21 protein-coding genes are annotated in these 26,840 nt (G+C 36.6%); 14 read left to right on the forward strand and 7 right to left on the reverse strand.

Translation table 11 applies throughout. The annotated features are described in order from the left end of the window. Positions 1–63: 63 nt before the first annotated feature. The 3 genes from IEW94_RS02385 to IEW94_RS02395 all read left to right on the forward strand — a co-directional run bounded on the left by IEW94_RS02385 (position 64) and on the right by IEW94_RS02395 (position 2,620). Positions 64–1,854: a chloride channel protein gene (locus IEW94_RS02385; protein WP_188649661.1), complete on the forward strand. Its 1,791-nt coding sequence runs from the start codon at positions 64–66 to the stop codon at positions 1,852–1,854. Further along, positions 1,851–2,084, forward strand: a complete 234-nt coding sequence (locus tag IEW94_RS02390) for a hypothetical protein (protein ID WP_188649662.1) — start codon at positions 1,851–1,853, stop codon at positions 2,082–2,084. The genes IEW94_RS02385 and IEW94_RS02390 overlap by 4 nt, the downstream gene beginning before the upstream one ends. 296 nt (positions 2,085–2,380) lie before the next feature. Further along, on the forward strand, positions 2,381–2,620 hold the full coding sequence (locus IEW94_RS02395) for a GIY-YIG nuclease family protein (RefSeq protein ID WP_308423679.1): 240 nt from the start codon (positions 2,381–2,383) through the stop codon (positions 2,618–2,620). Positions 2,621–2,881: 261 nt separating this feature from the next. Here the strand turns inward: IEW94_RS02395 and IEW94_RS02400 are convergent, their stop codons facing one another. Further along, entirely contained in the window at positions 2,882–3,331 is a 450-nt protein-coding gene (locus IEW94_RS02400) for a nucleoside deaminase (protein ID WP_188649968.1), read from the reverse strand. Between the two features lie 39 nt (positions 3,332–3,370). Between IEW94_RS02400 and dxs the strand changes: the two genes are divergently transcribed. From dxs to IEW94_RS02415, 3 genes are all read left to right on the forward strand, one after another. Then, positions 3,371–5,152 (forward strand): 1-deoxy-D-xylulose-5-phosphate synthase, encoded by a 1,782-nt coding sequence (dxs, locus tag IEW94_RS02405; RefSeq protein WP_188649663.1) that lies wholly within the window; start codon positions 3,371–3,373, stop codon positions 5,150–5,152. Between the two features lie 289 nt (positions 5,153–5,441). Continuing rightward, positions 5,442–5,828: a (deoxy)nucleoside triphosphate pyrophosphohydrolase gene (locus IEW94_RS02410; RefSeq protein WP_229669419.1), complete on the forward strand. Its 387-nt coding sequence runs from the start codon at positions 5,442–5,444 to the stop codon at positions 5,826–5,828. Continuing rightward, complete coding sequence (locus IEW94_RS02415; protein ID WP_188649664.1) at positions 5,825–8,965, forward strand: DUF3427 domain-containing protein; 3,141 nt, start codon at positions 5,825–5,827, stop codon at positions 8,963–8,965. Before IEW94_RS02410 ends, IEW94_RS02415 begins: the two co-directional genes overlap by 4 nt. 774 nt (positions 8,966–9,739) lie before the next feature. On the opposite strand, the gene IEW94_RS02420 is transcribed toward IEW94_RS02415, so the two are convergent. Then, positions 9,740–11,080 (reverse strand): deoxyguanosinetriphosphate triphosphohydrolase, encoded by a 1,341-nt coding sequence (locus IEW94_RS02420; RefSeq protein WP_188649665.1) that lies wholly within the window; start codon positions 11,078–11,080, stop codon positions 9,740–9,742. Positions 11,081–11,240: 160 nt separating this feature from the next. On the opposite strand from IEW94_RS02420, the gene IEW94_RS02425 reads away from it, so the two are divergent. From IEW94_RS02425 to IEW94_RS02435, 3 genes are all read left to right on the forward strand, one after another. After that, the gene (locus IEW94_RS02425; protein WP_188649666.1) at positions 11,241–11,639 is read left to right on the forward strand and encodes a carboxypeptidase-like regulatory domain-containing protein; all 399 of its coding nucleotides are present in this window, start codon (positions 11,241–11,243) and stop codon (positions 11,637–11,639) included. 226 nt (positions 11,640–11,865) lie between these two features. Next, positions 11,866–14,715 (forward strand): TonB-dependent receptor, encoded by a 2,850-nt coding sequence (locus IEW94_RS02430; protein ID WP_188649667.1) that lies wholly within the window; start codon positions 11,866–11,868, stop codon positions 14,713–14,715. Between the two features lie 39 nt (positions 14,716–14,754). Next, positions 14,755–15,942 carry a beta-helix domain-containing protein gene (locus IEW94_RS02435; protein WP_188649668.1) on the forward strand — a complete coding sequence of 396 codons (1,188 nt, stop codon included), beginning with the start codon at positions 14,755–14,757 and terminating at the stop codon, positions 15,940–15,942. A gap of 70 nt (positions 15,943–16,012) precedes the next feature. Here IEW94_RS02435 and IEW94_RS02440 read toward each other — a convergent pair whose 3' ends face one another. Beyond that, positions 16,013–16,363, reverse strand: coding sequence for a toxin-antitoxin system YwqK family antitoxin (locus tag IEW94_RS02440; RefSeq protein ID WP_188649669.1), 351 nt, complete (start codon positions 16,361–16,363; stop codon positions 16,013–16,015). Between the two features lie 288 nt (positions 16,364–16,651). On the opposite strand from IEW94_RS02440, the gene IEW94_RS02445 reads away from it, so the two are divergent. Together IEW94_RS02445 and IEW94_RS02450 are read left to right on the forward strand one after the other, a co-directional pair. Beyond that, on the forward strand, positions 16,652–18,937 hold the full coding sequence (locus tag IEW94_RS02445; RefSeq protein WP_188649670.1) for an inorganic phosphate transporter: 2,286 nt from the start codon (positions 16,652–16,654) through the stop codon (positions 18,935–18,937). Between the two features lie 131 nt (positions 18,938–19,068). Continuing rightward, on the forward strand, positions 19,069–19,917 hold the full coding sequence (locus IEW94_RS02450) for an OmpA/MotB family protein (protein ID WP_188649671.1): 849 nt from the start codon (positions 19,069–19,071) through the stop codon (positions 19,915–19,917). Between the two features lie 99 nt (positions 19,918–20,016). Here the strand turns inward: IEW94_RS02450 and IEW94_RS02455 are convergent, their stop codons facing one another. From IEW94_RS02455 to IEW94_RS02465, 3 genes are all read right to left on the reverse strand, one after another. Further along, positions 20,017–22,491, reverse strand: a complete 2,475-nt coding sequence (locus tag IEW94_RS02455) for a ribonucleoside-diphosphate reductase subunit alpha (protein WP_188649672.1) — start codon at positions 22,489–22,491, stop codon at positions 20,017–20,019. Between the two features lie 194 nt (positions 22,492–22,685). Further along, positions 22,686–23,666 carry a ribonucleotide-diphosphate reductase subunit beta gene (locus IEW94_RS02460; protein WP_188649673.1) on the reverse strand — a complete coding sequence of 327 codons (981 nt, stop codon included), beginning with the start codon at positions 23,664–23,666 and terminating at the stop codon, positions 22,686–22,688. Between the two features lie 316 nt (positions 23,667–23,982). Then, the gene (locus tag IEW94_RS02465) at positions 23,983–24,549 is read right to left on the reverse strand and encodes a DUF3109 family protein (RefSeq protein ID WP_188649674.1); all 567 of its coding nucleotides are present in this window, start codon (positions 24,547–24,549) and stop codon (positions 23,983–23,985) included. 104 nt (positions 24,550–24,653) lie between these two features. Here IEW94_RS02465 and IEW94_RS02470 point away from each other — a divergent pair, with 104 nt between their 5' ends. Genes IEW94_RS02470 through IEW94_RS02480 form a run of 3 tightly spaced genes read left to right on the forward strand, consistent with a single transcriptional unit; the run spans position 24,654 to position 26,043 of the window. Then, on the forward strand, positions 24,654–25,235 hold the full coding sequence (locus IEW94_RS02470) for a MarC family protein (protein ID WP_188649675.1): 582 nt from the start codon (positions 24,654–24,656) through the stop codon (positions 25,233–25,235). A gap of 2 nt (positions 25,236–25,237) precedes the next feature. Further along, positions 25,238–25,441, forward strand: a complete 204-nt coding sequence (locus tag IEW94_RS02475) for a hypothetical protein (RefSeq protein ID WP_188649676.1) — start codon at positions 25,238–25,240, stop codon at positions 25,439–25,441. Continuing rightward, entirely contained in the window at positions 25,441–26,043 is a 603-nt protein-coding gene (locus tag IEW94_RS02480; protein WP_188649677.1) for an FAD-dependent oxidoreductase, read from the forward strand. The genes IEW94_RS02475 and IEW94_RS02480 overlap by 1 nt, the downstream gene beginning before the upstream one ends. A 3-nt stretch (positions 26,044–26,046) precedes the next feature. On the opposite strand, the gene IEW94_RS02485 is transcribed toward IEW94_RS02480, so the two are convergent. After that, positions 26,047–26,840 (reverse strand): T9SS type B sorting domain-containing protein (locus IEW94_RS02485; RefSeq protein WP_188649678.1); only part of this gene is annotated, 794 nt, incomplete at its 5' end.

Consider the following 26,840-nt stretch of genomic DNA (forward strand, 5'->3'; position numbering starts at 1 on the left):
TAAAATCAAGTATTAAATATAAAACCCAATCTTGCATAAATTTTTAGTAATTTTATAATCACCATGCCAAAACAAACTTTTTTAAAACGTTTTTTAATTTGGAGAGCAAAACATATTTCCCATAGACAATTTGTATACTTATTGAGTATTGTCATTGGGTTTATTTCTGGTTTTGGAGCCGTGGTTTTAAAGAACATGACACACTTTATCCAGCACGTTTTAGAGGGTAAAGTCGTCAAATATTACCACCACGCATTTTACTTTTTGTTTCCACTTATTGGGCTTACGTTGGTCTACCTCATTATAAAATACATCATTAAAAACAAAGTAAGCCATGGTATTCCAACCACACTTTATGCCATCTCAAAACGTAAAGGACTCATCAGGCAATATCAAATGTTTGGTTCCATTTTAACCGCACCGTTAACGGTCGGTTTTGGAGGTTCTGTAGGACTGGAGGGACCAACCGTGGCCACTGGTGCTGCCATTGGTTCAAACATTGCGAGAATGTTCCACATGAACCAAACAACCCGGAATTTATTGATTGGTTGTGCCGCTGCCGGTGCCCTGTCATCCATTTTTAAGGCGCCTATCGCTGCCATTATTTTTGCCATTGAGGTCTTTAGTCTGGACTTAACATTGGTATCTATGTTACCGCTTCTATTAGCATCGCTTACCGCCATTTTAACCTCTTATTTTTTCTTTGGGGATGATGTGCTATTGCCCTTTAAAATAGAAGACAAGTTTTATATTGCCGATGCACCTTTTTACATTGCTCTTGGCTTAATAGCAGCATTAACATCCATCTATTTCACACGAGCCTACGAATATGTTGAAAATTTATTTGACAAATTGGATTCACCTATTAAAAAGCTCCTTTTTGGCGGTATCGGCATTGGTGTTTTGGTTTACTTCATCCCACCGCTTTTTGGTGAGGGTTTTGATGTAATCAACAACCTGATTGCAGGCCACCCAGAAAAAGCACTGGAAAACAATTTTTTAAACTTGGATTTAACCAATATATGGGTCGTTATTATGCTATTGGCAGGCTTGGTGTTTTTCAAGATTATTGCTAGTTCCTTGACCTTTGGTGCCGGTGGTGTTGGTGGTATCTTTGCACCTACGCTTTTTATGGGAAGCATCATGGGCAATTGCATTGCCAAAATAGTGAATCATTCCGGAGTGTTCAGTACACCCATTTCTGAAAGTAATTTTACATTGGTAGGCATGGCCGGTCTTATGGCCGGTGTATTGCATGCTCCATTAACGGCCATCTTTTTAATTGCCGAGCTCACGGGCGGTTATGAGTTGTTCATCCCGTTGATGATTACCGCCGTCATTTCATTTAGCGTCACCAAAAAGTTTAGTCCGCATTCTGTTTATAACATGCAGTTGGGCCGAAAAGGCGAATTGATTACCCACGACAAAGACCATGCGGTGCTCACCTTAATGGACATTGACAAAGTTATTGAAACCAATTTTGCAAGTATCACTTCCAATATGAACTTGGGGGAAATAGTCAATACAGCGGTGATTCAATCCAAACGAAATATTTTTCCCGTCATTGATGCCAAAACCCGGGCCTTGGTAGGCATCATCCTTCTGGATGATTTACGGTCCATTATGTTTGACACGGATTTATATGGCGAAGTGCGGGCGCGCGACCTCATGCAACCAGCACCTGAAATCATCGATTTTGATAAGGATAAAATGACCGATATCATGCAAAAATTCCAAGATAGCAGTGCCTGGAACCTCCCAGTGGTCAAAGACAACAAATATATTGGGTTCATTTCAAAATCCAAACTATTAACCGCCTACAGACGACAATTAATTAACTTTACCAAAGAATGAAATATTTGATTGCCATTTTCTTTATAGCCTCTGTGGGAAGCATTTTCACAGGGTACGTCATGGATTTTCAAAACTCCGAAAAACTCATTGGCTTCGGGGTTGCTGGCCTATTTTTTATCGTATTTCCCCTGTTTTCGTATTACCGCTGGAAAGATAAAGACGTCAAGGATTACATGCTCACCAAGGAAAAACTGGATAAAATGCGGGAACGCGAAGGCGATAAAAGATAATTCTTTTTTTGGGCGTTACCCTTCGGGTCGGGCTGTCCGCACTACACGGTAGTTTGCTACCATCCCTAACGCAGGTCTCAAACTGGTTTGAAATTTGCGTCATTGCGAGCATAGCGAAGCAATCCCATTGTTGTTTTCTATTTTTTCCGTCATTGCGAAGAAAATTTCTAATTTTCTGTGGCAATCTCTTTATCCAATGAGATTACGTCGTCGTTCCTTCTCGTAATGACGAATCACATTAAAAGGTTGTTGTACCATACTTTTTGGTAATTAGTCAAGATCATTATATTTATAACATGAAAAAATCCCATGTATATTTTATGACCAACAAAAACAACACGGTTATCTATATTGGAGTTACTGCAAACTTATTAAAACGCGTTTACGAACATAAAACCAAAAAGTATAAATCAGCGTTCACATCAAAATATAACTGTGATAAATTGGTGTATTTCGAAGAATATTCTGATATAACACAAGCAATTACAAGGGAAAAACAATTAAAAGCTGGAAACAGAAAAAAAAGGAAGGTTTAATCAATACAAATAATCCAGAGTGGAGTGATTTATCAGATGGGTGGCTTTTTTATTTTGACTAATCGTCATTGCAAGCGTAGCGAAGCAATCCCATTTCACCATCTCTGTATTTTTGCGTCATTGCGAGCGCAGCGAAGCAATCTCTTTATCATGAAACCTTGGGCATCTGTAATTCCTCCTCATGAGATTACATCGTCATTCGTGCCTTATGCCTCGTAATGACGACTACGCATTAAGGTAGCATGGATATCACAACCAGACCTAATTCAAATTACGCCTTTGTATAAAAAACCGTTTTAAAAGCTCAGACGCCTCGTCTTCCATCACACCCCCTCGAATGGTGGTTTTAGGATGCAGTTTGGTTTTCAGATTAATACAACCACGGTCCAAATCCCTTGCACCATACACAATATGGGAAATCTGGCTCCAGTACAAGGCGCCGGCACACATCTGGCAAGGTTCCAAGGTGACGTAGAGCGTACAATTTTGAAGATACTTGCCGCCTAAAAAATTGGCTGCCGCCGTAATGGCCTGCATCTCGGCATGTGCCGTTACATCATTCAGGGTTTGTGTTAAATTATGGCCTCGGGCAATAATTTTATTGTCAATAACAATCACAGCACCCACAGGTATTTCGCCTTTTTCAAAAGCCATTTCGGCTTCCTGAAAGGCGCGTTTCATAAAATAGGTATCGTCAAAAGGTTGTATCATCATAGCAAAAATACAAATTCATTCTTGTACTTTTGCGTGGTGCAAAATCCAATTTTAAAATACATCCATTCACCTGAAGACCTTCGCCAGTTAAAACCAAGCGAGCTGCCCCAACTTGCCCAGGAATTACGGGACTTTATCATCAATATTGTGGCCACCAAAGAAGGGCATTTAGGCGCCAGTCTGGGTGTGGTGGAACTCACCATTGCCTTGCATTACGTGTTTAATACGCCTTCTGACCAATTGATTTGGGATGTGGGCCACCAAGCTTACGGCCATAAAATATTAACGGGCAGACGCGATGCGTTTCATACCAACAGACAGCTTGGTGGTTTGAGCGGTTTTCCAAAACGGTCTGAAAGTATCTATGATGCCTTTGGCGTTGGGCATGCTTCCACCTCCATTTCGGCGGCATTGGGAATGGCCATTGCCTCCCAGTTAAAAGGTGATGTTCATAAACAGCATATTGCGGTTATCGGTGATGCCTCCATTGCCGGAGGTATGGCTTTTGAAGGGCTCAATCACGCTGGTGTTACCAACGCTAATTTATTGGTCATCTTAAATGATAATGCCATTGGCATTGACCCTAGTGTGGGCGCCTTAAAACAGTACTTGACCAATGTAAAAAAAGGCACCCAAAAACAAGACAACATTTTTGAAGCCCTCAATTTTGAGTACTCAGGACCTATTGATGGTCATGACATCCACGCACTTATATCGGAATTGGAGCGACTAAAAACGGTTAAAGGCCCTAAGTTTTTGCATGTCATCACCACGAAGGGCAAAGGCTTGAAACAAGCTGAAGAAGATCAGGTACGATACCATGCGCCCGGTAAATTTGATGCTCAAACAGGTGATGTTTACACAAAACCAAGTATGGAGCAAGCGCCAAAATACCAAGACGTATTTGGGCATACCATTGTGGAACTGGCCAAACAAAACAAGAACATAGTAGGCATCACACCGGCCATGCCAACAGGCAGTTCCTTAAAATATATGATGGAACAAATGCCAGATAGGGCTTTTGATGTAGGCATTGCCGAACAACACGCCGTTACCTTGGCCGCAGGTATGGCCACCCAAGGACTCATCCCATTTTGTAATATTTACTCCACGTTTTTGCAACGTGCCTATGACCAAGTGATCCACGATGTGGCCTTACAAAAACTGCCCGTTATTTTTTGCTTGGACCGTGCCGGATTGGTGGGTGAGGATGGTGCCACACATCACGGGGTGTTTGATTTGTCGTATTTACGATGCATCCCCAACCTGATTGTGTTTGCGCCCCGAAACGAAATGGAACTGCGCAACATCATGTACACGGCACAACTTGGCTTGGATAGGCCCATAGCCATAAGATATCCCAGAGGCCGCGGGGTGACCATAGACTGGAAACAACCGTTTGAAACCATAACCATCGGCACTGGCATTGAACTAAAAAAAGGACAGACACTAGCGGTTTTAACTGTTGGAACCATGGCCGAACAGGCCGAACAAGCCATTGCCAATTGCGAGCATCCGGATGCGGTGGGACATGTTGCTATGCGCTTTGTAAAACCCTTGGACGAACCCTTACTGCACCGTGTTTTTAAAACGTACAAGACCATTATCACCCTAGAGGACAACTCGGTTAAAGGTGGTTTTGGCTCGGCGGTTTTGGAGTTTGCGGCTACACACAACTATAAAAACACCATCAAAACGGTAGGAATCCCGGATGTGTTTATGGAGCAAGGCAGTGTGGCACAATTACAAGAATCTATTGGGTTGGATGCTGACAGCCTACGGTTGGTATTGAATAGCTTTTTAAAGGATATTTCCTAAATATTTTAACTCGTAAAAGCCTTCTACAGATGGAGGAGTGATTGGCCTGGCTGTCAGTTCGAGTGAAATTCTGCAAGAATTTTGTATCGAGAACAGCATATCATGCCACACATTGATTCTCGATACAAATTTTACGCCATGCGTAAAATCCACTCGAATTGACAATTTTTTGGTACGCTTAGCAGGTTAACAACTATTATATAATACTTACCGATTTTGATTGATTTTGTCAGAAAAAAAGGATAATTTAGAGTATTTAGAAAATGGATAGTTATATCTCAGTGCAATAATGAAAATTCTAAAAGTAACCTGTGCAATAATCGAAAAAGGAGGCCAAACATTAGTTGTACAGAGAAGCAATAAGATGAAACTACCTTTAAAATGGGAATTCCCAGGTGGAAAAATAGAAGAAAATGAGTCTGAAGAAGAATGCATCATTCGAGAAATCAAGGAAGAATTAAACATAGAAATTGAATTGATTTCCAGACTAGCAACATCTAATTTTAACTATTCAAATTTTTCAATTCAATTGGTCCCTTTTATTGCTCGTCATACAAAAGGAGTAATCAGACTTTCAGAACACAAACAGTATTTATGGATGTCCAACAAAAATTTAAAAAATTTAGATTGGGCTGAGGCAGATATACCAATAGTAAATGAATACCTAAACCTATGATTGAAGGAATTTACGAAGAATTAGTCACCCAATTAGTTTTGCAAAAACTTGAAGAAATTGATAAAAATAATTTTTATATCAATAAGTCCATTTTAGACAAAGAGGAAGCTTCTTCTGTTTTATCCAAACATTTAGCCCAAACAATCAAGCAAGCCTTGAACTATATTAAAGGAGATAATCAAATTGAGCTTCAAATAAAAGTGGCTAATAAAATTATTCTGTTTCTAAAAGAAGAGCTGAAAAGAGAGGAGTTTAAAAATGATTTAATTTCAATTGAAGGTGAAATTTTGAAAGCAGTTTTTTCAAGAATAGATTCTCACTTTTCAAATTTCAACCTTCATCTAAAGGAAATTACACCATATACAAGGTTAACCCATAGTGAATTATTCACTGGTGGAAACTTAGGACTATCTTTAGAGAGCGAACTGAAAAAGGAAATACTTTCCTCTGATAAAATTGACCTTCTTGTTTCATTTATAAAATTCAAAGGAATTATAATACTTGAAAAAGAACTTGAGGATTTTACTAAAAGAGGAGGTCAATTACGTGTTATTACAACAACTTACATGGGTGCATCAGACTACAAGGCAATTCAGTTACTTTCCAAACTCCCCAACACAAAAATAAAAATCTCCTACAACACTGGGAATGAAAGACTTCATGCAAAGGCATATCTTTTTAAAAGAAATACAGGTTTTCATACGGCTTATATTGGCTCTTCAAATTTTTCTCGTTCAGCTCTGACAGACGGACTGGAATGGAATCTAAAAATAACCACTAAAGAGATAAGTCATATTATTGATAAGTTTCAAAAAACCTTCGATTCCTATTGGCAAAGCAATGATTTTGAACTATTTGATGACACCCTTCACAAAGAAAAATTAATTGAATCGTTAAAATATGGAAAAAATGGTGCTACATTAAATTTAAACTTATCCTTTTTTGAAATTAAGCCCTTTCCTTTTCAAGCTGAAATTCTGGAAAAGTTAGAGGTCGAGCGTACAGTTCACCAAAGAAACAGAAATTTGGTTGTAGCAGCAACAGGAACAGGAAAAACAGTTGTTTCAGCATTTGATTACAAAAAATTCAAAGATGAAAATTCTTCGGCCAAACTTCTATTTTTAGCCCATAGAAAGGAAATACTAATTCAATCTATTTCGGTTTTTAGAGGTATTTTAAGAGATAACAATTTTGGCGAGTTATGGGTAGATGGGCTCATGCCTGATAGTTACAAACATATTTTTGCTTCTGTTCAAACTATAAAAAATCGCCTAAACGATTTAGAATTAACTCCTGAATATTTTGATTTCATTATAATCGATGAGTGTCATCATCAAACAGCAAACAGCTACAGGGGAATCATAAATTATTTTAAACCAAAGGTCTTGCTCGGTTTAACTGCCACTCCAGAAAGGATGGACGGTGGAGATATTCAAGAAGACTTTCACAATAGGATTGCAGCTGAAATTCGTTTACCTGAGGCACTAAACAGAAAATTATTGTGTCCATTTCAGTATTTTGGAATTACTGATAGTGTTGATCTCTCAAAGGTTAGTTGGGAGCGTGGGCGGTATTTGTCTAGTGAATTATCATCAGTTTACACATCAAACGACAGAAGAATCCGGGAAATAATAGAGGCCTTAGAAAAGTATACCAAGAACATAAATGATGTGAGAGCTGTTGGATTTTGTGTAACCATTAACCATGCTAAGTTTATGGCTGAAAAATTTAATCTTGCCGGACTTAAAGCAGATTACCTGACAAGTAATAATACACAAAACCGAGATAACATTCACAATCAATTGCTTCAGAAAAAAATCAATTATCTTTTTGTTGTTGATATTTTTAATGAAGGTGTTGACATTCCAGAAATAGATACAGTACTTTTTTTGAGACCTACAGAAAGTCTCACTATCTTCTTACAGCAACTTGGAAGAGGTTTGCGACTTGCAGAAAATAAAGAGTGTTTAACTGTTTTAGATTTTGTCGGTAATTCAAGACCAGAATATAATTTTGAAAACAAGTTCCGTGCTTTAATTGGTAAAACAGCAACTCCGGTTAAAAAGGAAATTGAAAACAACTTCCCTCATCTGCCACTTGGTTGTTCTGTAATTTTAGAGAAAAAAGCAAAACAAATAATACTTAAAAATATTGCCACAGCTACTTCGTTAAATCGAAACCAACTTATTCTAAAAATTCAAAACTTTCGACATCAAACAACTTTAGAATTAAATTTGAAAAATTTTGTTGAATTTCACAATATTCCCCTACAAATCATATATAAACGAGGAGGGTGGAAAAGGCTTTGCCAAGCAGCCGGCATAATCAAAGATTTTAATAACACCAATGAAAAGCAAATTATTAATGCCATATCCAATAAATGGCTCTCATGTAGTTCAACAAGCTACTTTATGTTCATTTTAAGTTTAGCAAAAAGGGAATTCAAAGTTTCATTAAGTGAATTAAACAAAATTGATAAGCAAATGTTACTAATGCTCCATTATGACGTTTGGCAAAATGCGGGAGGATTTAGCTCACTGGAATTAAGTGTTTTTGAAATAGGTAAAAATAAAGTCTTGATTGAAGAAATGATTGAAGTATTGGAATTGCTTATTGATAGAATTGATTTCAAAGAGATTGACATACAATTACCCTATCAACAACCACTTAAAATTCATGCTAGATATACAAGGGATCAGATTTTGTCAGCTTTTGGCTTGAGTACTTTTGAAAAAAAATCTCCCAGTAGAGAAGGAATTGCAGAGAATTCTATTCTTAATACAGAAATTTTATTCATAAATCTAATTAAATCAGAAGAGAATTTTTCACCAACTACAATGTATGATGATTATGCTATTAATGAAACCTTGTTTCATTGGCAAAGCCAAAATTCCGCAGGTCCTGAGACCCCAAAAGGCATATCATACATTAATCATGAACAGGATAATAAGAAGATTTTACTTTTTGTTAGGGAGAAGAATAAAGATGAATATGGCAATACAATGGGTTATGTATTTGTTGGTGAAGGACAATTAAAAGAGCATTATGGAACTAAACCTATGAACATTAAATGGGAATTGAAAGAACCGTTGCCACATTATTTATGGAAAGATGCTGCAAAACTACAAGTTGGTTAATTTGAATAAATTCATGCCTACCAGGCGTTAGGGATGGTAGTGACATCCTTTTTGCCTTAATACATAGCCGTCATTACGGGACAGAGCGTAAAGAAAATGTATAGTATACATTTTTAGCGAATGGGCCAGATGGCGCGCTAGGAAAGCGACTAAAATAATCTTTTCAAAAGAAAGAAAAAGATTGCTTCGCTATGATCGCAATGACGACTAAGTCATTACGAGGAGGAACGACGACGTAATCTCATTGGATAAAGAGATTGCCACAGAAAATCAGAAATTTTCTTCGCAATGACGGAAAAAATAGAAAACATCAATGGGATTGCTTCGCTATGCTCGCAATGACGGGAATCAAAATATTGGTTATTACTTTTTATCGTCATTACGGGACAGAGCGTAAAGAAAATGTATAGTATACATTTTTAGCGAATGGGCCAGATGGCGCGCTAGGAAAGCGACTGAAGTAATCTTTTAATGTAAAAGAAATAGATTGCTTCACTTCGTTCGCAATGACGACTAAGTCATTACGAGGAGGAACGACGAAGTAATCTCATTGGATAAAGAGATTGCCACAGAAAATTATAAATTTTCTTCGCAATGACGCAAAAAATAGAAAGCAACAATGGGATTGCTTCCCACTTCGTGCCTCGTGGTCGCAATGACGAAAAACTCAAACCATTCCCATTCCGCGTTAGGGATTGAGGCTTTGTTGGAGCTCCTTGCAAAGAGCGACTGCCGAAAGCCCGACCACGCCAAGCGTGGTAACGCCCAAAACACCTAAAAGTGCATGCCTTTTATTTTGTTGTAGTTAAGTATGGCATTGCTATCGGACAGTAACGACACGTAGTTGCAAACCGACAAGAGGCGTTTGTATAGGCTGTCCTCATCCAGTTTGATGGTTTTGGGCAGGCGGTTTAAAATAAGCTTGTCGTAATTTGAGGCCTGATTGGTATGGCTGTTATTGACGGCTTTGGTGTACACACTCAACAGATGTTTGATGATTTCGTACCCGGCAATTTCCTTGTCAACCACCTCTTCTGATTTATAAATGTTGTCCACACTTATTTTGATGATATCGTTTATTTGGGCCTCGTATTTACTTTTGTCCAACAGGGCTGTTTGAAAGGTCCCGTTTAAAATAGCGGTTTCGTTGTCCATGAAAATGGTGACCGCTTCATCAATCAAGGTGCCAATGGCCAGCGCGCGTAAATAACTTACCCGGTCTTCCTTGTTGGAAAGGGCATAGTAGTTTTCTGTTTTGATGCGGCCCCGAACCAAATTGATCAAGTATTCCAAGGCAAATTCTTCTTGGATAAGGCCTAGGTTGATGCCGTCTTCAAAATCAATAATGGTATAACAAATATCATCTGCGGCTTCTACTAAAAACGCTAGCGGATGCCTTGAAAAACTAATATCGGTATCACTTCGTTGTATGAGTCCCAGTTCATGGGCAACATCTGTAAAGGCGTCTGTTTCACTTTGGAAAAACCCATATTTTTTGTCGGCTATATGGTTGCTTGGCTTTTTGGGCAAGGATTCTTTGGGGTATTTCATAAACGCGCCCAGTGTGGCGTAGCTTAATCGCAGACCGCCCTCGCGCCCGTCACGGCTTTCGGTTAAGATTTTAAAGCCGTTGGCATTGCCTTCAAAATCGCATAAATCCTGATATTCCTTAGCGGTGAGTTGGTTTTTGTATTGGGCGCCTTCGCCGGTTTTAAAAAACTCGCCGATGGCCTTTTCGCCGGAATGTCCAAACGGTGGATTCCCAATATCATGTGCCAAAGCCGCTGCCGCCACGATGGCGCCAAAATCATTGGCTTGATAGCCGTGAACGGTTTGTAGGTGCGGATGTTTTTCCAGTAGTTTTTGGCCCACGCGCCGGCCTATGGAACGCCCCACCACGCTCACCTCTAAACTGTGTGTTAAGCGCGTGTGCACAAAATCGATTTTCGATAAGGGGATGACTTGGGTTTTATCTTGAAGGCTTCTAAATTCTGAAGAAAAAATCACGCGGTCATAATCTACTTCAAACCCCAGACGGGTTTCATCTTGTTCTTTCCGGATGCGTTTATTGGTGTCGCCAAAGCGTTTTAAGGATAGTAATTGTTCCCAGTTCATGATATACATTTAAGCACAGGCAAGATAATGAAATTCGCTAATAATAAAACTGTGAATTTGGTAACATTACGGTAACATTTTAATGACGGTTGTTTAATGATTAGGTAACATTTCAATCACAGTAAAGCTATTTATTTGTGTGGTTAATTAGAAGCATACTATGAAATCATTATTTACATTAGTCTTACTCGCCTTTTCAACCTTAGGTTTTGCCCAAAACACAGGGATTGTTGTTGGTAAAGTTACGGACAATGCCGTGAATAATGAGCCTTTGATTTACGCCAATATCTCCATTAAAGGAACTGCCATTGAGGCCTCCACGGACATGACAGGATTGTTTCATATTGAAAACTTAGCCGATGGTGATTACACCTTGATTTGCAGTTTTGCGGGTTACGAAACCAAAGAGCTAAACATTCATGTAAGCGCCATGGAGCCAACTCAAATTGCTTTGTCTTTAAACCCAAGTACGGTGTCTTTAAATGACCTTGCCGCTTTGGGCATTGACGTTGCTGCTGCTAAAGACAATGGCAAAACCAGCGTTGCGCTTAACAATTAATTCCTTTTCGGTTTTTTAAAACCGCATCTACATCACCCTTTAATTCCCATTAACAAGTTCCATTTTTTTGGCTTTTCTTGTATGTTAACTTAATGTTTACAGATTCCAAATTGGGTCCTACAATCATAACATTGAGGTAACGCTTTCGTTACTGTTCTTTAATTCTTAGGTAACATCCTATTTACATGTTGTGCGTTTCTTTGCATCAATAAATTTTAAAAAACTGATGAAAAAAATCATACTATTATTTATACTTTTTGTTTCAACCTTCTCCTATGCACAGACCACAGGTTCAATAGTAGGGAAACTGATTGATAAAGAATATAATAATGAACCACTGGCATTTGCTAACATATTAATTAAAGGAACAACCAAAGGAACCACATCGGATATTGATGGGTTATATGGTTTTGAAAATTTAACCCCAGGAACATACACCTTGGTGTTTAGTTTTGTGGGCTATGAAACACAGGAAATAAACGCACAAGTTGTTGCTGGCAAAGTGACTGAGATAAACGTTCCTATGGGTGCTAGTGCCGCCTCTCTTGATGAAGTTGTGATTACCACTACCACCAAACGTGAAAGTGAAACAGCCTTGTTGTTAGAACAAAAGAAAGCTGTTGAAATCAAACAAAGTATTGGTGCCGAAGAATTGTCAAGAAAAGGTGTCAGTGATGCTGCAGGAGCGGTTTCTAAAATCTCCGGTATCTCAAAACAAGAAGGTTCCAGCAACGTGTATGTAAGAGGTTTGGGTGATAGATACTTAAATACTACTTTAAACGGCCTGTCCTTACCATCAAACAATGTTAATAAAAAGAACATTGACTTAAATTTATTTTCAACCGACATCATTGAGAACGTATCCGTTTCAAAAGCGTATTCGTCTAAATTTTACGGTGATTTTTCAGCTGGTAATGTGGATATTAAATCTAAAGACTACACTGGAAACGGCTTTCTTGAATTAACAGCTGGTTCTGGTTTTAATACCAATGCCATTGGCAAAAACTTTGTAAGAAGTGAAGGCACTGGCTTTTTTGGTTACTATGGTCGTTACGCACACAATCCATTTGCCATTATATTATCACATGGCATTGATCCTGTTGATGCAGGTACACCCATAAACATCAATTATGGTGGTTCTGCCGGGAAATCGTTCAACTTTAAAAACGATTCTAAATTAAGTTTGTTTTTAACAGGTTCTTTTGAGAATGGTTATGAATACAGAAAAGGAAGTGCAGTAGATTATACCCTTACAGAGAAAAAAGCGTTTGATGCAGCTGAAGAATATGAATATTCAACCAATTCAACAGTCATGGGAAGCGCCATTTACAGAATAGATGATAAAAATAAGTTGAAATTCACCTCTTTGTTCATCAACAATTCATCAGATGTTGTGGGCTATTTTGGTATTGACGGAACCGGTAGAAGTAGAGATGCACAGCAAGACACACAGAAAGGTTTCTATCAAATGAATGTTCAGTTTGATCAAACCCAAATGACGATTAATCAATTGGAAGGGTCACACACTTCTGGAAAGTTTGATGTGGATTGGGGCGTTGGTTATAACCTGGTACATTCCAAACAACCAGATAGAAAGCGTATTACACTGGAAAATTATCAATATGCATTGGATAATGACCCTAATACAAACCCTACCTTTTATAACAATGTGGATTATGATAACCAACGGTATTTTCAAAACATCACAGATGAGGAAATCAATAGCCGATTGAATTTAGCTTATAACCTTTCCGACCAAGTAAAAATCAATTTTGGTTATGATGGTAAACACAAAACAAGGGATTTTAACAACATACGATATGGCTATCAAATCGTTGACACCAAATATCCTGTAACCGATGTTACCAATTTTAATGATATTTTCTCGCTTGATAACTTACGCATAAATCCTAATGACAACACTGGTATTTATCAAATAAAAGTGTTCAATCCAATTCCTGGGTTAAACAATGTGAACCGCCCTGGGCTACCAGAAAATACCTATAAAGGCGTTTTAAATGTATATGCAGGATATGCCAATGCAGAAATTAAAGCAGGAGACAAATGGTTGTTTGTACCTGGTATTCGCTTTGAAAATATTGAGCAAAACATTTCTTATGATGTGATCAATTTAGGAAATAAAGGTGTAGATGCTGTCAATACTACGAGTACTATATTTTTACCTAGTTTAAATATTAAATACGCTATCAATGACGATCAAAATTTGCGTTTTACGGCCAGTCAAACGGTGTCTCTACCTGAATTTAAAGAGGCTGCTCCATTTGTTTATGAAAACGTTTCGTCAAGTATTGGTGGTAATCCAGACATCCTTGGTGCTACAGGTGCTAATCTTGTAAACATAAACAACACAGCATATTCTAAAATATATAACATCGATTTAAAATATGAATGGTTCTTTAGTAAAAGCGAATTGTTATCAATATCAGCATTTACAAAACAAATAAAAGATCCTATCAATCTGGTAGTTGGTGCAGATGCCACCGGAACGCAACGTTATTTTAGAACAGGTGATAAAGCCAATATTTATGGAGTAGAGCTTGAAATAAGAAAAAACCTAATCACTACTGATGATGATGATGCTAAATTATCCATTGGCTTTAATGGTACTTATATGAAAACTACTCAAAACTTATATGACCAAATAGTAGGTACCCGTTTTAATTTATCATTCAATAAAAGTAAAGACAAATTACAAGGCGCATCCCCATTTCTGTTAAATGCAGACATTCAATATGCCCCTGTATTTAACAACTACAAACCAACAGGAACCTTGGTGTTCTCATATTTCGCTGACAGAATTGATGCTTTGGGATCTGGTGATTTAGGAAACATTGTGGAAAAAGGAGTTCCAACCTTAGATTTTGTTTGGAAAAACAATCTTCTAAAAAATAAATTAGAGATAAACCTTAGCGCTAAAAACCTATTAAACCCTACTATTAAATACGTTAGGCAAGCTACTATAGGCGATGTAGTTGTGACATCTGCCAATGGTAAAGGGATTTCAAACTATAAACGCGGTATGGATGTAGGCCTACAATTAAAATATAAATTTTAACCACTAATATTAAACAGAAATTAATTAAACAAAAAAATGATGAAAAATAATTTATTTTTAGGATTAGCAATGATTACACTGCTTTTCTCTTCTTGTACGACAGATAATACAGCTGATATCGTTATAAACGATAATAGCGTGACCAATAACACTGGTGGTGGCGGTGAAACAACTAAACCACTTGTTTACTTATCTGGTACCATGTCAAGTAACTTAACTTTAAGTTCAGATAACCAATACATCCTTAATGGCCCATTAATTATGGAAGCTGGTACAACGTTAACAATCCCTGCAGGAATGACCGTAAAAGCAGAAGCAACTGGTGCTAGCGTATATATTGCCATATCACAAGGTGCCAAAATAATTGCAGAAGGAACTGCAGATAAGCCTATTGTTTTAACGTCTAATGCCGCAAATCCTGTAGCTGGTAACTGGGGAGGCTTGATTCTTTTAGGAAAAGCACCTGTTAATTCAGTTACGGGAACACAAACGTCTACTTCTGAAATTGGAAGTTTACCTTATGGTGGAACTGATGCTGCTGATAGTTCTGGATCTTTAAAATATGTTCGCTTAGAATATTCTGGAGGTGCTGCAAGCGGCTCAAGCGAAAATAATGGGTTCTCTTTTTACGGTGTTGGTAGTGGTACTGTAGTTGACTATATAGAATCCTACGAAGGTAAAGATGATGGTGCTGAGTTTTTTGGTGGTACTGTAAATGTTAGTCATTATGTAGCGGTTAACAACCATGATGATTCTATTGACTGGACTGAAGGATTTTCTGGATCAATAACAGATGCCTACGTAAAACACGGTCCAGACCATGACAAAGGTATTGAAGCTGATGGCTATAATACTGATTATTCTCATGCAGCTGCTTTTTGGTCAAATCCAACTTTAACCAATATTACAATCATTGGTAATGGTTCTTCTACAGGCGGTGAAGCCGTTCGTTTAAGAGTTGGAACAAAAGCTTCATTAAATAATCTTTACATCAAAGGTTTTGACAAAGGATTTGGAATCCATGGTGATGCTGGTGACAATCCAACTGGTGCTTGGGTGTTAGATGGATCTTTACACGCAACTGATGTAACATTTGATGATGTTACCAACAAGTTAGACAATCAAACAACCGAAACCTTTACTGTTACAGATTTAGTAACTAATGATGGTGGTGCAACTCAAACAGATGTAGCTACTTGGGGCGCTGGTTGGACAAGAATTGAATAAATAATTGAATTAAATACAAACAAAAAAAGCATCCAAATTAGGATGCTTTTTTTGTTATGTTTGGTCTTATTTAAAACTCGTCGTTTCCTTTAACTTCTGATTCTTTTAAATTAGCAATAACATTAGTATCATAATCAACTTCTTTTACTGTTTCTTTAGTCCAGTAAAACCATTTGCCGACTTTTTTCCCATTGTCATAATTAGCTAAAACTGTTTTATTGCCTTCCTTATCATAACTAATCCATTGGCCTTGTAATTTTCCGTCTAAAGTATAAGTCCCGGTTTGACTAACAAGTCCATTATCATAATAATAAACAACATCTATTAAATTAGTATCTTTGTTTAGTTTTAAGGTTCTTTCTTTTTGAGCAAATGCTACTACAGTGAATAACATAATTGCAGTTATAAATATCTTTTTCATCTTGCTGTGGGGTTTGGGTTAATAATTATATAACAAATATATACAATATTTTACGTTAAAAAAACATTCACATAACGTTAAGTTAACATTGAAAATTTAATATATTGATTATCAATTAATTATAAATTAAATTAATAAAAAACTTAACATTGGGATATTAAAAAATTGAGCAATATTGCAGTTCTTGGGTAAAAAATTATTTAAAAAATTGAAAAGAACATAACATTTCCATAACATTGAGTTCAATTTAAAATAAGAAATTTGTTAAAATTTATTTTTACATATTAAATGGAGAATATTTATTTCTACATGCTGGTCGCCCTTGCCTTACTGGCGGTAGCAGACCTAATTGTTGGCGTTAGTAATGACGCTGTAAATTTCTTAAACTCTGCCATTGGTTCTAAGGCAGTTTCTTACAAAACAATAATAATAGTAGCTAGTATTGGAGTTACCGTTGGCGCTTTAACCTCTAGCGGCATGATGGAAGTGGCCCGTAAGGGTATTTTCAACCCTGGTGAATTCATGTTCAATGAAATCATGATCATTTTTATGGCGGTCATGATTACTGATATTATTTTACTGGATTTCTTTAACACGCTTGGATTGCCAACATCTACAACGGTTTCTATTGTATTTGAATTACTTGGTGCCTCTGTATGTATGGCATTAATAAAAATTTCCAATAACGATTCTCAAAACTTTTTCGATCTAGGAAAGTATATTAATAATGAAAAAGCCGTTGAGATAATTTTTGGTATTTTACTCTCGGTAGTCATAGCCTTTACAGTTGGTGCTTTTGTTCAGTGGATTTCAAGAATACTATTAAGCTTTAAGTTTGAACAAAAACCCTCTTGGCATGGCGCACTTTTTAGTGGTGTAGCCATCACATCCATTGCATACTTTATCATTATAAAAGGATTGAGCAGTGCTACTTTTATGCACAATGATACTATTGACCTGTTACTGCAAAATACGTATTTGCTATTGGGAATCAATTTTATTCTATGGACTGTTCTATCTTATATTGCCATGCAATTCTTTAAAATAAACATCTATAAAATCATTATCATGGTAGGTACTTTTGCATTGGCATTGGCCTTTGCCGGTAACGATTTGGTGAATTTCATAGGTGTTCCCATTGCGGCTTACCATGCGTATATAGATTGGGCATCAAGTGGTGTGTTAGCCAATCAATTTAGTATGGTCAGTCTGTCTCAAAAAGTTGAAACGCAACCTCTAATTTTATTGTTTGCTGGACTCATCATGGTCATTACCCTATGGTTTTCCAGTAAAGCAAAAGATGTGGTAAAAACATCCGTTGATTTATCAAGACAAGAAGATGTTAAAGAACGTTTCCAGCCAAACTTTTTATCACGTGGTTTGGTAAGAATTTCTATTGGAATATCTGAAGCGACTTCGTACATACTTCCAAACTCTTGGCAAAAAAATATTGATAAACAGTTTGAGAAACAAGTTATTACCTTATCAAAGGACAAAAACTTTGAGCTTCCAGCTTTTGATATGGTACGTGCAGCCGTGAACCTTATGGTGGCCGCAATATTAATATCACTGGCAACATCCATGAAACTGCCATTGTCAACAACTTATGTGACTTTTATGGTAGCCATGGGATCGTCTTTGGCAGATAGGGCTTGGGGAGCTGAAAGTGCTGTTTATAGAGTTGCTGGTGTTTTGAACGTTATTGGTGGTTGGTTTTTTACAGCTTTAATAGCTTTTACAGTTTCTGCAACAGTCGCTTTCATTATAAATATCCATGTTCCATCCATGGTAGCTGTTTTATTGGTAATTGCTATTGTATTAATAACAAGGAGTTACATGGCCCACAGTAAAAAGCTGAAAGAGGACAAAGCCGAAGACCGATTAACAAAAGCAGAAAGCAGTTCCATTCAAGGTGTTATCCATGAAAGTGCCTCAAATATTGCCAATGTTATCAAAAGAGGTAACAAAATTTATTCAAATGCCATTAATGGATTAGCTAAACAAGATTTATCCTTGTTGAAAAAAAATAAAAAACAAGTTGAGAAACTAACAGAAGAAATTGATGATTTAAGGGACAATATCTTTTACTTTATCAAAAATTTAGATGATTCCAGTGTTGGTGCCAGTAATTTTTACATTCATATTTTGGGTTATTTACAAGATATGACCCAATCCTTGGAATATATTTCAAAAGTAAGTCACAAACACATCAACAACAATCATAAAAAGCTTAAATTCAGTCAAATAAAGGAATTAAAAGAAGTTGATGATCGTTTTGAATTGCTGTTTACAAATACCCAAAAAGCATTTGAATCGCGGTCTTTTGAGGAAATAGGCATTATTTTAACAAGAAAAAATGAGATTTTAAAACTGGTAACTGATAAGATTCAAAAACAGGTTGAACGTACCCGAAGTGAGGAAGTCAGCCCAAAAAACACAACACTATACTTTAGTGTGTTATTGGAAACCAAAGATTTATTGAATGCTACCATGAATCTTTTGGAAGAGTACCACAGCTCCCATGATAGCAAAGTCAAACCTGCTACCATTAAAAATCCTGAGGAAGAAGAATAAAACATAAATCACATAAAATCAATAAAAAACCACCTATTCAGGTGGTTTTTTTATATGTTTTTAAAAAATTAAGTGGTTTTAACATCCATAACCAAATTACATACGTAACTATATAAACCCTTAATTTTATTATGAAAAAACTGTCAATTGTATTACTTGCAATTATTGTAAGTTCTTGTGTTGCAAAGAAAAAATATGTTGCACTACAACAAGAAAACGGAGAAATTAAAAGTGAATTACAAAAAACCAGAGTTGCCAAAGAAGACTTAGAGGCTAAATTTGACAAGATTCAAGCTAGAGTGGATGAATATAACTCTAAAATAATGTCTTTGAAAGAAGAAAGCGATTCTAAACTTGAAGTAGTAGGAGATCATACCGCATTAATGTCCAATGATTCCAAGAGAAGCATGCGAGAAACATTAGCAAACGTAGATCCTGCTAAACTCAGCCAAGCCAAAACACTTAAAGATTCCATGAATTTGGCGGTATCCTATAATTTAGAAAAGGCCATTAATTCCAGCACCATAAATGACGATGAAGATGTTGCTGTTGATATTAATGAAACCGTTGTTATGATATCCATTGCAGATAATATGCTGTTCAATACAGCTAGCTATCGTTTGAGTTCTAAAGCGGACAAGATTTTAAAAAAATTAGCTGATGTGATAAATTCTGAACCCAGTCTAGAAGTCATGGTTGAAGGCCACACCGATTCCAGACCGATACATACTGAAAACATTGCTGACAATTGGGACTTAAGTGTTTTAAGAGCAACATCGGTAGTGAGAGCACTTCAAGAACAATATGGCGTAGCTCCAGAAAAAATGTATGCATCTGGTAGAAGTCGTTATCAACCACTTGTAGAAAATAATTCCAAAGAAAACATGGCAAAAAACAGAAGAACACGTATTATATTACTTCCAAATATTGACAAATTCTTTGCGTTGATGGCCTCAAATGATTCCATGGCCTCCAATTAAAATAGAGCTATATTTTAAATAGTATATTAAAAAAAGCACCTCAAATTGAGGTGCTTTTTTTAATAAAATAACACTTAATAATTTCCATAGAACTATGTTCTATGATCCACACATTAAACAATCATCTCCTCCACCTGAAGCTTCCTTGGCTTGCGCAATCAAGGCTTTCATTTCTTCGGGTGTCATAGGTTCAACCTCGGTATTTTGTTTAGCAAATTTTGCAGCAGTTTTTTCAGCCGATTTTTGCTGTTGTGCCAACTGGGCATTATCTATTTCAACCGTTTCAGCAGTTGGTTCTGCTTTTTTAGCTTTATCCAACGTGAATTTAATGGCATCAACAGCACTCTTGGTACGCAAGTAATACATACCTGTTTTTAAGCCGCTCTTCCAAGCATAAAAATGCATAGAGGTCAATTTTGCCATGGTAGCACCTTCCAAAAACAAGTTAAGCGATTGTGATTGGTCAATAAAGTATCCTCTGTGACGTGACATATCAATAATGTCCTTCATGCTGAGTTCCCAAACAGTTTTGTACAATTCTTTGATGTCTTGAGGAATGGCATCAATACCTTGTATGGAACCATTGGCCCGCATGATATCCTGTTTTAAACTGTCATTCCACAAACCAAGTTCTACCAAGTCTTCCAATAAATGTTTGTTGACCACAATGAATTCGCCAGACAATACACGACGCGTGTAAATATTGGATGTATATGGTTCAAAACATTCATTATTCCCTAGAATTTGTGAGGTTGAGGCGGTTGGCATTGGCGCTACCAATAAGGAGTTACGTACACCATGTTTCATAACTTGTTTACGCAATTTAGCCCAATCCCAAAGACCACTTAAATCCTCATCTTTTAAGCCCCATAAATTATATTGGAATTCCCCTTTACTTATTGGAGATCCTTTAAACGTTTGATAAGGACCATCTGCTTTGGCTTCTTCCATACTGGCAGTAACGGCAGCAAAATATAGGGTTTCAAAAATATCCTGGTTTAATTTTTTAGCTTCGTCACTGGTAAACGGTAAACGCAATTGGATAAACGTATCAGCCAATCCTTGCACACCCAAACCGATTGGTCTATGACGCATATTTGAGTTTTCGGCTTCTTTTACCGGATAGTAATTTCTGTCGATGACCTTGTTAAGGTTTTTAGTGACGCGTTTGGTAACACGGAATAATTCCTTGTGATCAAAAGCTCCATTTTTAACAAACATTGGCAAGGCTATAGAGGCCAAGTTACATACGGCTATTTCATCTGGAGAGGTATACTCTAAAATCTCGGTACATAAATTAGACGATCTGATGGTTCCCAAGTTTTGTTGATTGGATTTACGATTGGCCGCATCCTTATACAACATGTAAGGTGTACCGGTCTCAATTTGTGATTCTATAATACGCTCCCAAAGCTCACGTGCTTTAATGGTTTTTCTACCTTTTCCGGCTGCTTCGTATTTTAAATACAATGCTTCAAATTCTTCACTATGTACATCACATAATCCTGGGCATTCATTGGGGCACATCAAGGTCCATTGGCCATCTTCTTGAACACGTTTCATAAATAAATCTGAAATCCACATGGCGTAAAACAAATCACGGGCACGCATTTCTTCTTTACCGTGGTTTTTCTTCAATTCCAAGAAATCAAAAATATCAGCATGCCAAGGTTCTAAATAAATGGCGAAACTACCTTTGCGTTTTCCGCCTCCTTGATCAACGTAACGTGCCGTATCATTAAATACTTGTAACATGGGCACAATGCCATTACTGGTTCCGTTAGTACCTGCTATATAACTACCCGTGGCTCTCACATTATGGATTGACAAACCGATACCGCCTGCTGATTGTGATATTTTAGCGGTTTGCTTTAACGTGTCATAAATACCATCAATGCTGTCGTCTTTCATGGTTAACAAGAAACAGGATGACATTTGGGGTTTTGGTGTACCGGAATTAAATAGAGTTGGTGTAGCGTGTGTAAAATATTTTTTAGACATGAGCTCATACGTCTCAATAACCGATTCCAAATCATCGAGATGGATACCCACCGCAACACGCATAAGCATGTGTTGTGGCCGTTCTGCTATTTGTCCATTTAACTTTAATAGATAGGAGCGCTCCAGCGTTTTAAAACCAAAATAGTCGTATCCAAAATCACGATTGTATATGATAGTAGAGTCTAGGGTGTCTTTATGTTCCATGATGACCTTGTACACATCATCAGCCAAAAGTGGTGCTTTTTTACCTGTTCTTGGATTGATATAGGTATACAAATCATGCATGACCTCACTAAATGTTTTCTTCGTGTTTTTGTGCAAGTTTGATACTGAAATTCGGGCAGCCAACCGAGCATAATCTGGGTGTGTAGTGGTCATGGTTGCTGCAATTTCTGCTGCCAAATTATCAAGTTCACTGGTTGTTACACCATCATACAATCCTTCAATAACACGCATGGTTACTTTTAATGGATCAACCAATTCGTTTAATCCATAACACAATTTACGCACCCTTGCGGTGATTTTGTCGAACATCACTTGTTCTTTCCTGCCATCTCTTTTAATTACATACATAGTACTACACGTTTTTTTTAGTTTTCTGATACGCCTTCAGAAAAATGGTTAATTAGTCATTCCAGTTTTAAATTCTAATATTGAATTAGACAAAACTTAGTTGGTTTTTGTTTGTTTTTAAATTAGCTGAAATGTTGGCTCCTAATAAGGTCAGGAGCAACAAAGCATTTATTTATAAAGGGGTTTAACTTTAATTAGAAATCCTCGTCAAAGCTAAATTTGTCTTTGTCTTCTTCTTTATTAAGCACCCCTGCTTTTTGGTATTCAGACACGCGTTTCTCAAAGAAATTGGTTTTTCCTTGTAGTGAAATCATGTCCATAAAATCAAATGGATTTGTTGAATTGTAAACTTTATCACAACCAAACTCACCTAACAATCTATCGGTTACAAATTCTAAGTATTGGGTCATCAATTTGGCATTCATGCCAATTAAGCTAACTGGCAATGATTCGGTGATGAACATACGTTCTATATCCAATGCATTAGTCAATATTTCGGTAATGCGTTCTTTCGGTACTTTGTTTACAATATGGTTTTGGTGCAAGTGCACAGCAAAATCACAATGCATGCCCTCATCCCTTGAAATCAGTTCATTTGAAAAGGTAAGTCCTGGCAACAAGCCACGTTTTTTAAGCCAAAATATAGAACAGAAACTTCCTGAGAAAAAGATGCCTTCAACCGCAGCAAAGGCAATTAAACGTTCTGCAAAACTTGGAGACTCAATCCATCTAAGTGCCCATTCGGCTTTTTCCTTAATGGCCGGGAATACTTCAATGGCTTTAAATAATTGGTCTTTTTCTTTTTCGTCTTTCACGTAGGTGTCAATCAATAACGAATATACTTCGGAATGGATATTTTCCATCATGATTTGGAACCCGTAAAAGAATTTAGCTTCGGTATATTGTACTTCTGACACGAAATTTTCGGCCAAATTTTCATTGACAATACCATCACTGGCAGCAAAAAAAGCCAAAATATGTTTTATAAAATATCGCTCATCATCATTTAATTTATTGTTCCAATCCGATAAATCTTGATGTAAATCAATTTCTTCAGCAGTCCATATACTTGCTTCTTGTTTTTTATACCATTCCCAAATATCATGGTGTTGAATAGGAAAAATAACAAAACGGTTTTTATTTTCTTGTAAAATGGGCTCCATTGTCTGCGACATTTTTTTTGTGATTTTTTTAAAAAGTTAAACGAAAAATTGTTTCGATTTGGGATTAACAAAGATTCAAAAAAGACCTCGAAAATGAAAGGTATAGTTATAAACATTGTCAACAAGTTTTTAACAAAACTTAACATTTATGATTTTACTTGGTAATTTTTAGATAATCACAACGCATTGATTATCAATTAATTAAAATTATAGTTGTGCTCACAAGTGTAGTAAAATAAGGGTTTTGCTATTTTTTAAAATTACATAAAATAGCTTTTTTGCTGTTGCTTTTTTATGAAATAAAATATAAGATTTTGGAGAGAGAAAACTACTGGTATGTTTCAGCCACTTTTTCAAGTTCCGCATACCAATCGTTGCCAAATTTCCTGATGAGTGCGTCTTTGACAAATTTATAAATGGGCACTTGTAATTCTTTTCCAAGTGCGCAGGCATCATCACAAATATCCCACTTTTCATAGTTAACAGCCGAAAACTCGCTATAATCTTTTACCCTTACAGGATACAAATGGCAAGACACTGGTTTTTTAAAGGAAGTCACTTTTTGGTTATAAGCTTCTTCAAGCGCACAAAGCGCAGTGCCCTTGTCATTGAAAATAACGTAGGCACAATCAGCGCCGTCTATCAATGGGGTTTCAAACTCCCCTATTTCGGTTTTAATAAAAACGCCTTGGTTTTCAATGGCTTCAATCCCTTCTTTTCGTAATAACGGTTTTACTTTTGGATAAATGTCTTCCAGAATTTTGGTTTCTTCCTCTGACAATGGTGCACCAGCTTCGCCGTCAATACAGCAAGCGCCTTTGCATGCTGACAGATTGCAAACAAAATCCTTTTGAATGATCTCTTCTGAAACGATGGTTTTACCTAATTGAAACATAAACGGTCTATAAAGTGTGCAAAAATAACTAAACTTTGCCGTTATTTAACCTTATAAATCAGGATTAATCCCATACTTTTGCAAAAAATTTAAACCTATTGAACATGCACTTTAATTTTAAAGAAATTTTCACCGTTTTTATGGTGTTGTTTGCCGTAATTGATGTAGTGGGAAACATTCCTATTGTTATTGATTTAAGAAAAAAGGTAGGCCATATACAAAGTGAGAAAGCATCCATTATTGCAGGTGTTATTATGGTGCTGTTTTTGTTTTTGGGAAAAAGTATATTAAACCTTATTGGTATTGATGTTAGTTCATTTGCCGTGGCCGGTTCGTTTATTCTGTTCTTTATAGCTTTGGAAATGATTTTGGGCATTACCCTTTACAAACAAGAAGAAAATAACCCGATGACAGCTTCTATATTTCCATTGGCATTTCCATTAATTGCTGGGCCAGGAAGTTTAACGACCTTATTATCATTAAGGGCAGAATACCATTTAGAAAACATCATTATTGCTATTATATTAAATGTTATTGTTATTTTTATAGTGCTCAAAACATCAGCAAAAATTGAACGCTTTTTAGGGCAAAACGGCATTAATGTCATCAGAAAGGTGTTTGGTGTGATTTTACTTGCCATAGCCGTAAAATTGTTTGCTCACAACATTAAAATATTATTTGTTTAACTATGAAGATTCTCACAATTATACTCAGCGTTATTGCTTTGGCACTTGTTGTTTTCAACGCATCAAAGATTAATTTAAATGAGCCTTTTGAGGGCGATAGCACTTCGGCTTTTATTACCATGTTGGCGGCACTATGCGCTTTAATACTCTTACAAATTTTAAGAATTTCAAAACGTATTGAAGAAAAAACAAAAAACAAAAACTAATGTTTGATGTCTTGATTATTGGTGGTGGCGCTGCCGGATTGTCCTGTGCTTTAGTATTGGGGTCTGCAAAAAAAACTACCTACGCCAATAATAAACGTATTGGGATTATTACCCACCAAAAAGCATCTGATTTGCAAAGTGCTTTATTCAACAATGTTTTAGGATTATCCTTCGGCACAACTGGCGCTTCTATTTTAAATGAAGGCAAGACCCAATTATCAACATTATACCCACATGTTGAACAAATTGAAAAGGAAAAGGTTAAGGAAGTTGTTAGAATTAACCATGGGTTTGGGGTCATTACCAATAAAAACACGTATAAATCTAAATTGGTAGTGATTGCGGTTGGCTATTCCAATTTAATAAACATTAAAGGACTTGAAGATTATATTGAACCGCATCCAAGAGCCCAAGCCGAAAAAAACCGAATCTGGCTGAAAAATATTGACCATGTAGTAGAACCAGGTCTTTACGTGGCCGGAACCTTAGCTGGATGGCGCAGTCAATTTGCTATTGCCTCTGGGAGTGGTGCCCAAGTAGCTACAGATATTTTAACGCTTTGGAATGATGGCAAACATACCAAGGTGCATGATAAGCTATAATTTCTACCTCTTAAGTGTAAAATGCCCATTTTTTACTACCCCATTGTCAAAAACAACTTTAAACCAATAATCACTAGTTGGAAGAACTTTACCATTAAAAGTTCCATCCCAACTATTTTCAAATGATACCAAATGTTTTAAAAGCTTACCGTATCTATCATAAATATATATGGAATAATTTTGGTTTGTTCTTCCTTTAAGTTTCCAAGTATCATTAATTCCATCATTATTTGGAGTAAAATATTTCGGGTAGTCTAAAATAGAAACTAGTACTTCTAAAACACCACAACCATTAACTTCATTAACATAAATAGTATAATCTCCTCCTGATAAATTAGTAAACATATTACTTGATTGAAAGATTACATTATCTAAAGAATATTCATATTGTAAATTAGAATTAAATATAATTTCTATACTATTATTACCACTAATCTCTATGGTTTTAATCTCATAATCTTTAATTGGAGTTACATTAGTAATAGTAATACTTAATTCAGATGTATCTGAACCACAAACGCCGTTGGTAACCGTATAGGTATAAACTCCCGCAGCATCAATTGAAGGATTGAACATTCCCGTGCCGCTCGATAAACTTGGAGACCAAACTCCACCTGTATCTGGTGTACCATTTAAGCTACCAAATAAATCCACAGGGCTACTGTTCATGCAAATCTCCAAATCCCCGTTTTTTCCAGCATTTGGTAATACATCAATTGTAACATTAACTTCCGAAGTGTCTGAACCACAAACGCCGTTGGTAACCGTATAGGTGTAAACTCCCGCAGCATCAATTG

Source organism: Yeosuana aromativorans (genome assembly GCF_014646655.1).
Classification (GTDB): domain Bacteria; phylum Bacteroidota; class Bacteroidia; order Flavobacteriales; family Flavobacteriaceae; genus Yeosuana; species Yeosuana aromativorans.

Excerpts from the sequence above, each read along its gene's own strand:
- IEW94_RS02385 (WP_188649661.1), top strand. The coding sequence starts at position 64 with ATGCCAAAACAAACTTTTTTAAAACGTTTTTTAATTTGGAGAGCAAAA.
- IEW94_RS02390 (WP_188649662.1), top strand. The coding sequence starts at position 1,851 with ATGAAATATTTGATTGCCATTTTCTTTATAGCCTCTGTGGGAAGCATT.
- IEW94_RS02395 (WP_308423679.1), top strand. The coding sequence starts at position 2,381 with ATGAAAAAATCCCATGTATATTTTATGACCAACAAAAACAACACGGTT.
- IEW94_RS02400 (WP_188649968.1), bottom strand. The coding sequence starts at position 3,331 with ATGATACAACCTTTTGACGATACCTATTTTATGAAACGCGCCTTTCAG.
- IEW94_RS02410 (WP_229669419.1), top strand. The coding sequence starts at position 5,442 with ATGAAAATTCTAAAAGTAACCTGTGCAATAATCGAAAAAGGAGGCCAA.
- IEW94_RS02415 (WP_188649664.1), top strand. The coding sequence starts at position 5,825 with ATGATTGAAGGAATTTACGAAGAATTAGTCACCCAATTAGTTTTGCAA.
- IEW94_RS02420 (WP_188649665.1), bottom strand. The coding sequence starts at position 11,080 with ATGAACTGGGAACAATTACTATCCTTAAAACGCTTTGGCGACACCAAT.
- IEW94_RS02425 (WP_188649666.1), top strand. The coding sequence starts at position 11,241 with ATGAAATCATTATTTACATTAGTCTTACTCGCCTTTTCAACCTTAGGT.
- IEW94_RS02430 (WP_188649667.1), top strand. The coding sequence starts at position 11,866 with ATGAAAAAAATCATACTATTATTTATACTTTTTGTTTCAACCTTCTCC.
- IEW94_RS02435 (WP_188649668.1), top strand. The coding sequence starts at position 14,755 with ATGAAAAATAATTTATTTTTAGGATTAGCAATGATTACACTGCTTTTC.
- IEW94_RS02440 (WP_188649669.1), bottom strand. The coding sequence starts at position 16,363 with ATGAAAAAGATATTTATAACTGCAATTATGTTATTCACTGTAGTAGCA.
- IEW94_RS02445 (WP_188649670.1), top strand. The coding sequence starts at position 16,652 with ATGGAGAATATTTATTTCTACATGCTGGTCGCCCTTGCCTTACTGGCG.
- IEW94_RS02450 (WP_188649671.1), top strand. The coding sequence starts at position 19,069 with ATGAAAAAACTGTCAATTGTATTACTTGCAATTATTGTAAGTTCTTGT.
- IEW94_RS02455 (WP_188649672.1), bottom strand. The coding sequence starts at position 22,491 with ATGTATGTAATTAAAAGAGATGGCAGGAAAGAACAAGTGATGTTCGAC.
- IEW94_RS02460 (WP_188649673.1), bottom strand. The coding sequence starts at position 23,666 with ATGTCGCAGACAATGGAGCCCATTTTACAAGAAAATAAAAACCGTTTT.
- IEW94_RS02465 (WP_188649674.1), bottom strand. The coding sequence starts at position 24,549 with ATGTTTCAATTAGGTAAAACCATCGTTTCAGAAGAGATCATTCAAAAG.
- IEW94_RS02470 (WP_188649675.1), top strand. The coding sequence starts at position 24,654 with ATGCACTTTAATTTTAAAGAAATTTTCACCGTTTTTATGGTGTTGTTT.
- IEW94_RS02475 (WP_188649676.1), top strand. The coding sequence starts at position 25,238 with ATGAAGATTCTCACAATTATACTCAGCGTTATTGCTTTGGCACTTGTT.
- IEW94_RS02480 (WP_188649677.1), top strand. The coding sequence starts at position 25,441 with ATGTTTGATGTCTTGATTATTGGTGGTGGCGCTGCCGGATTGTCCTGT.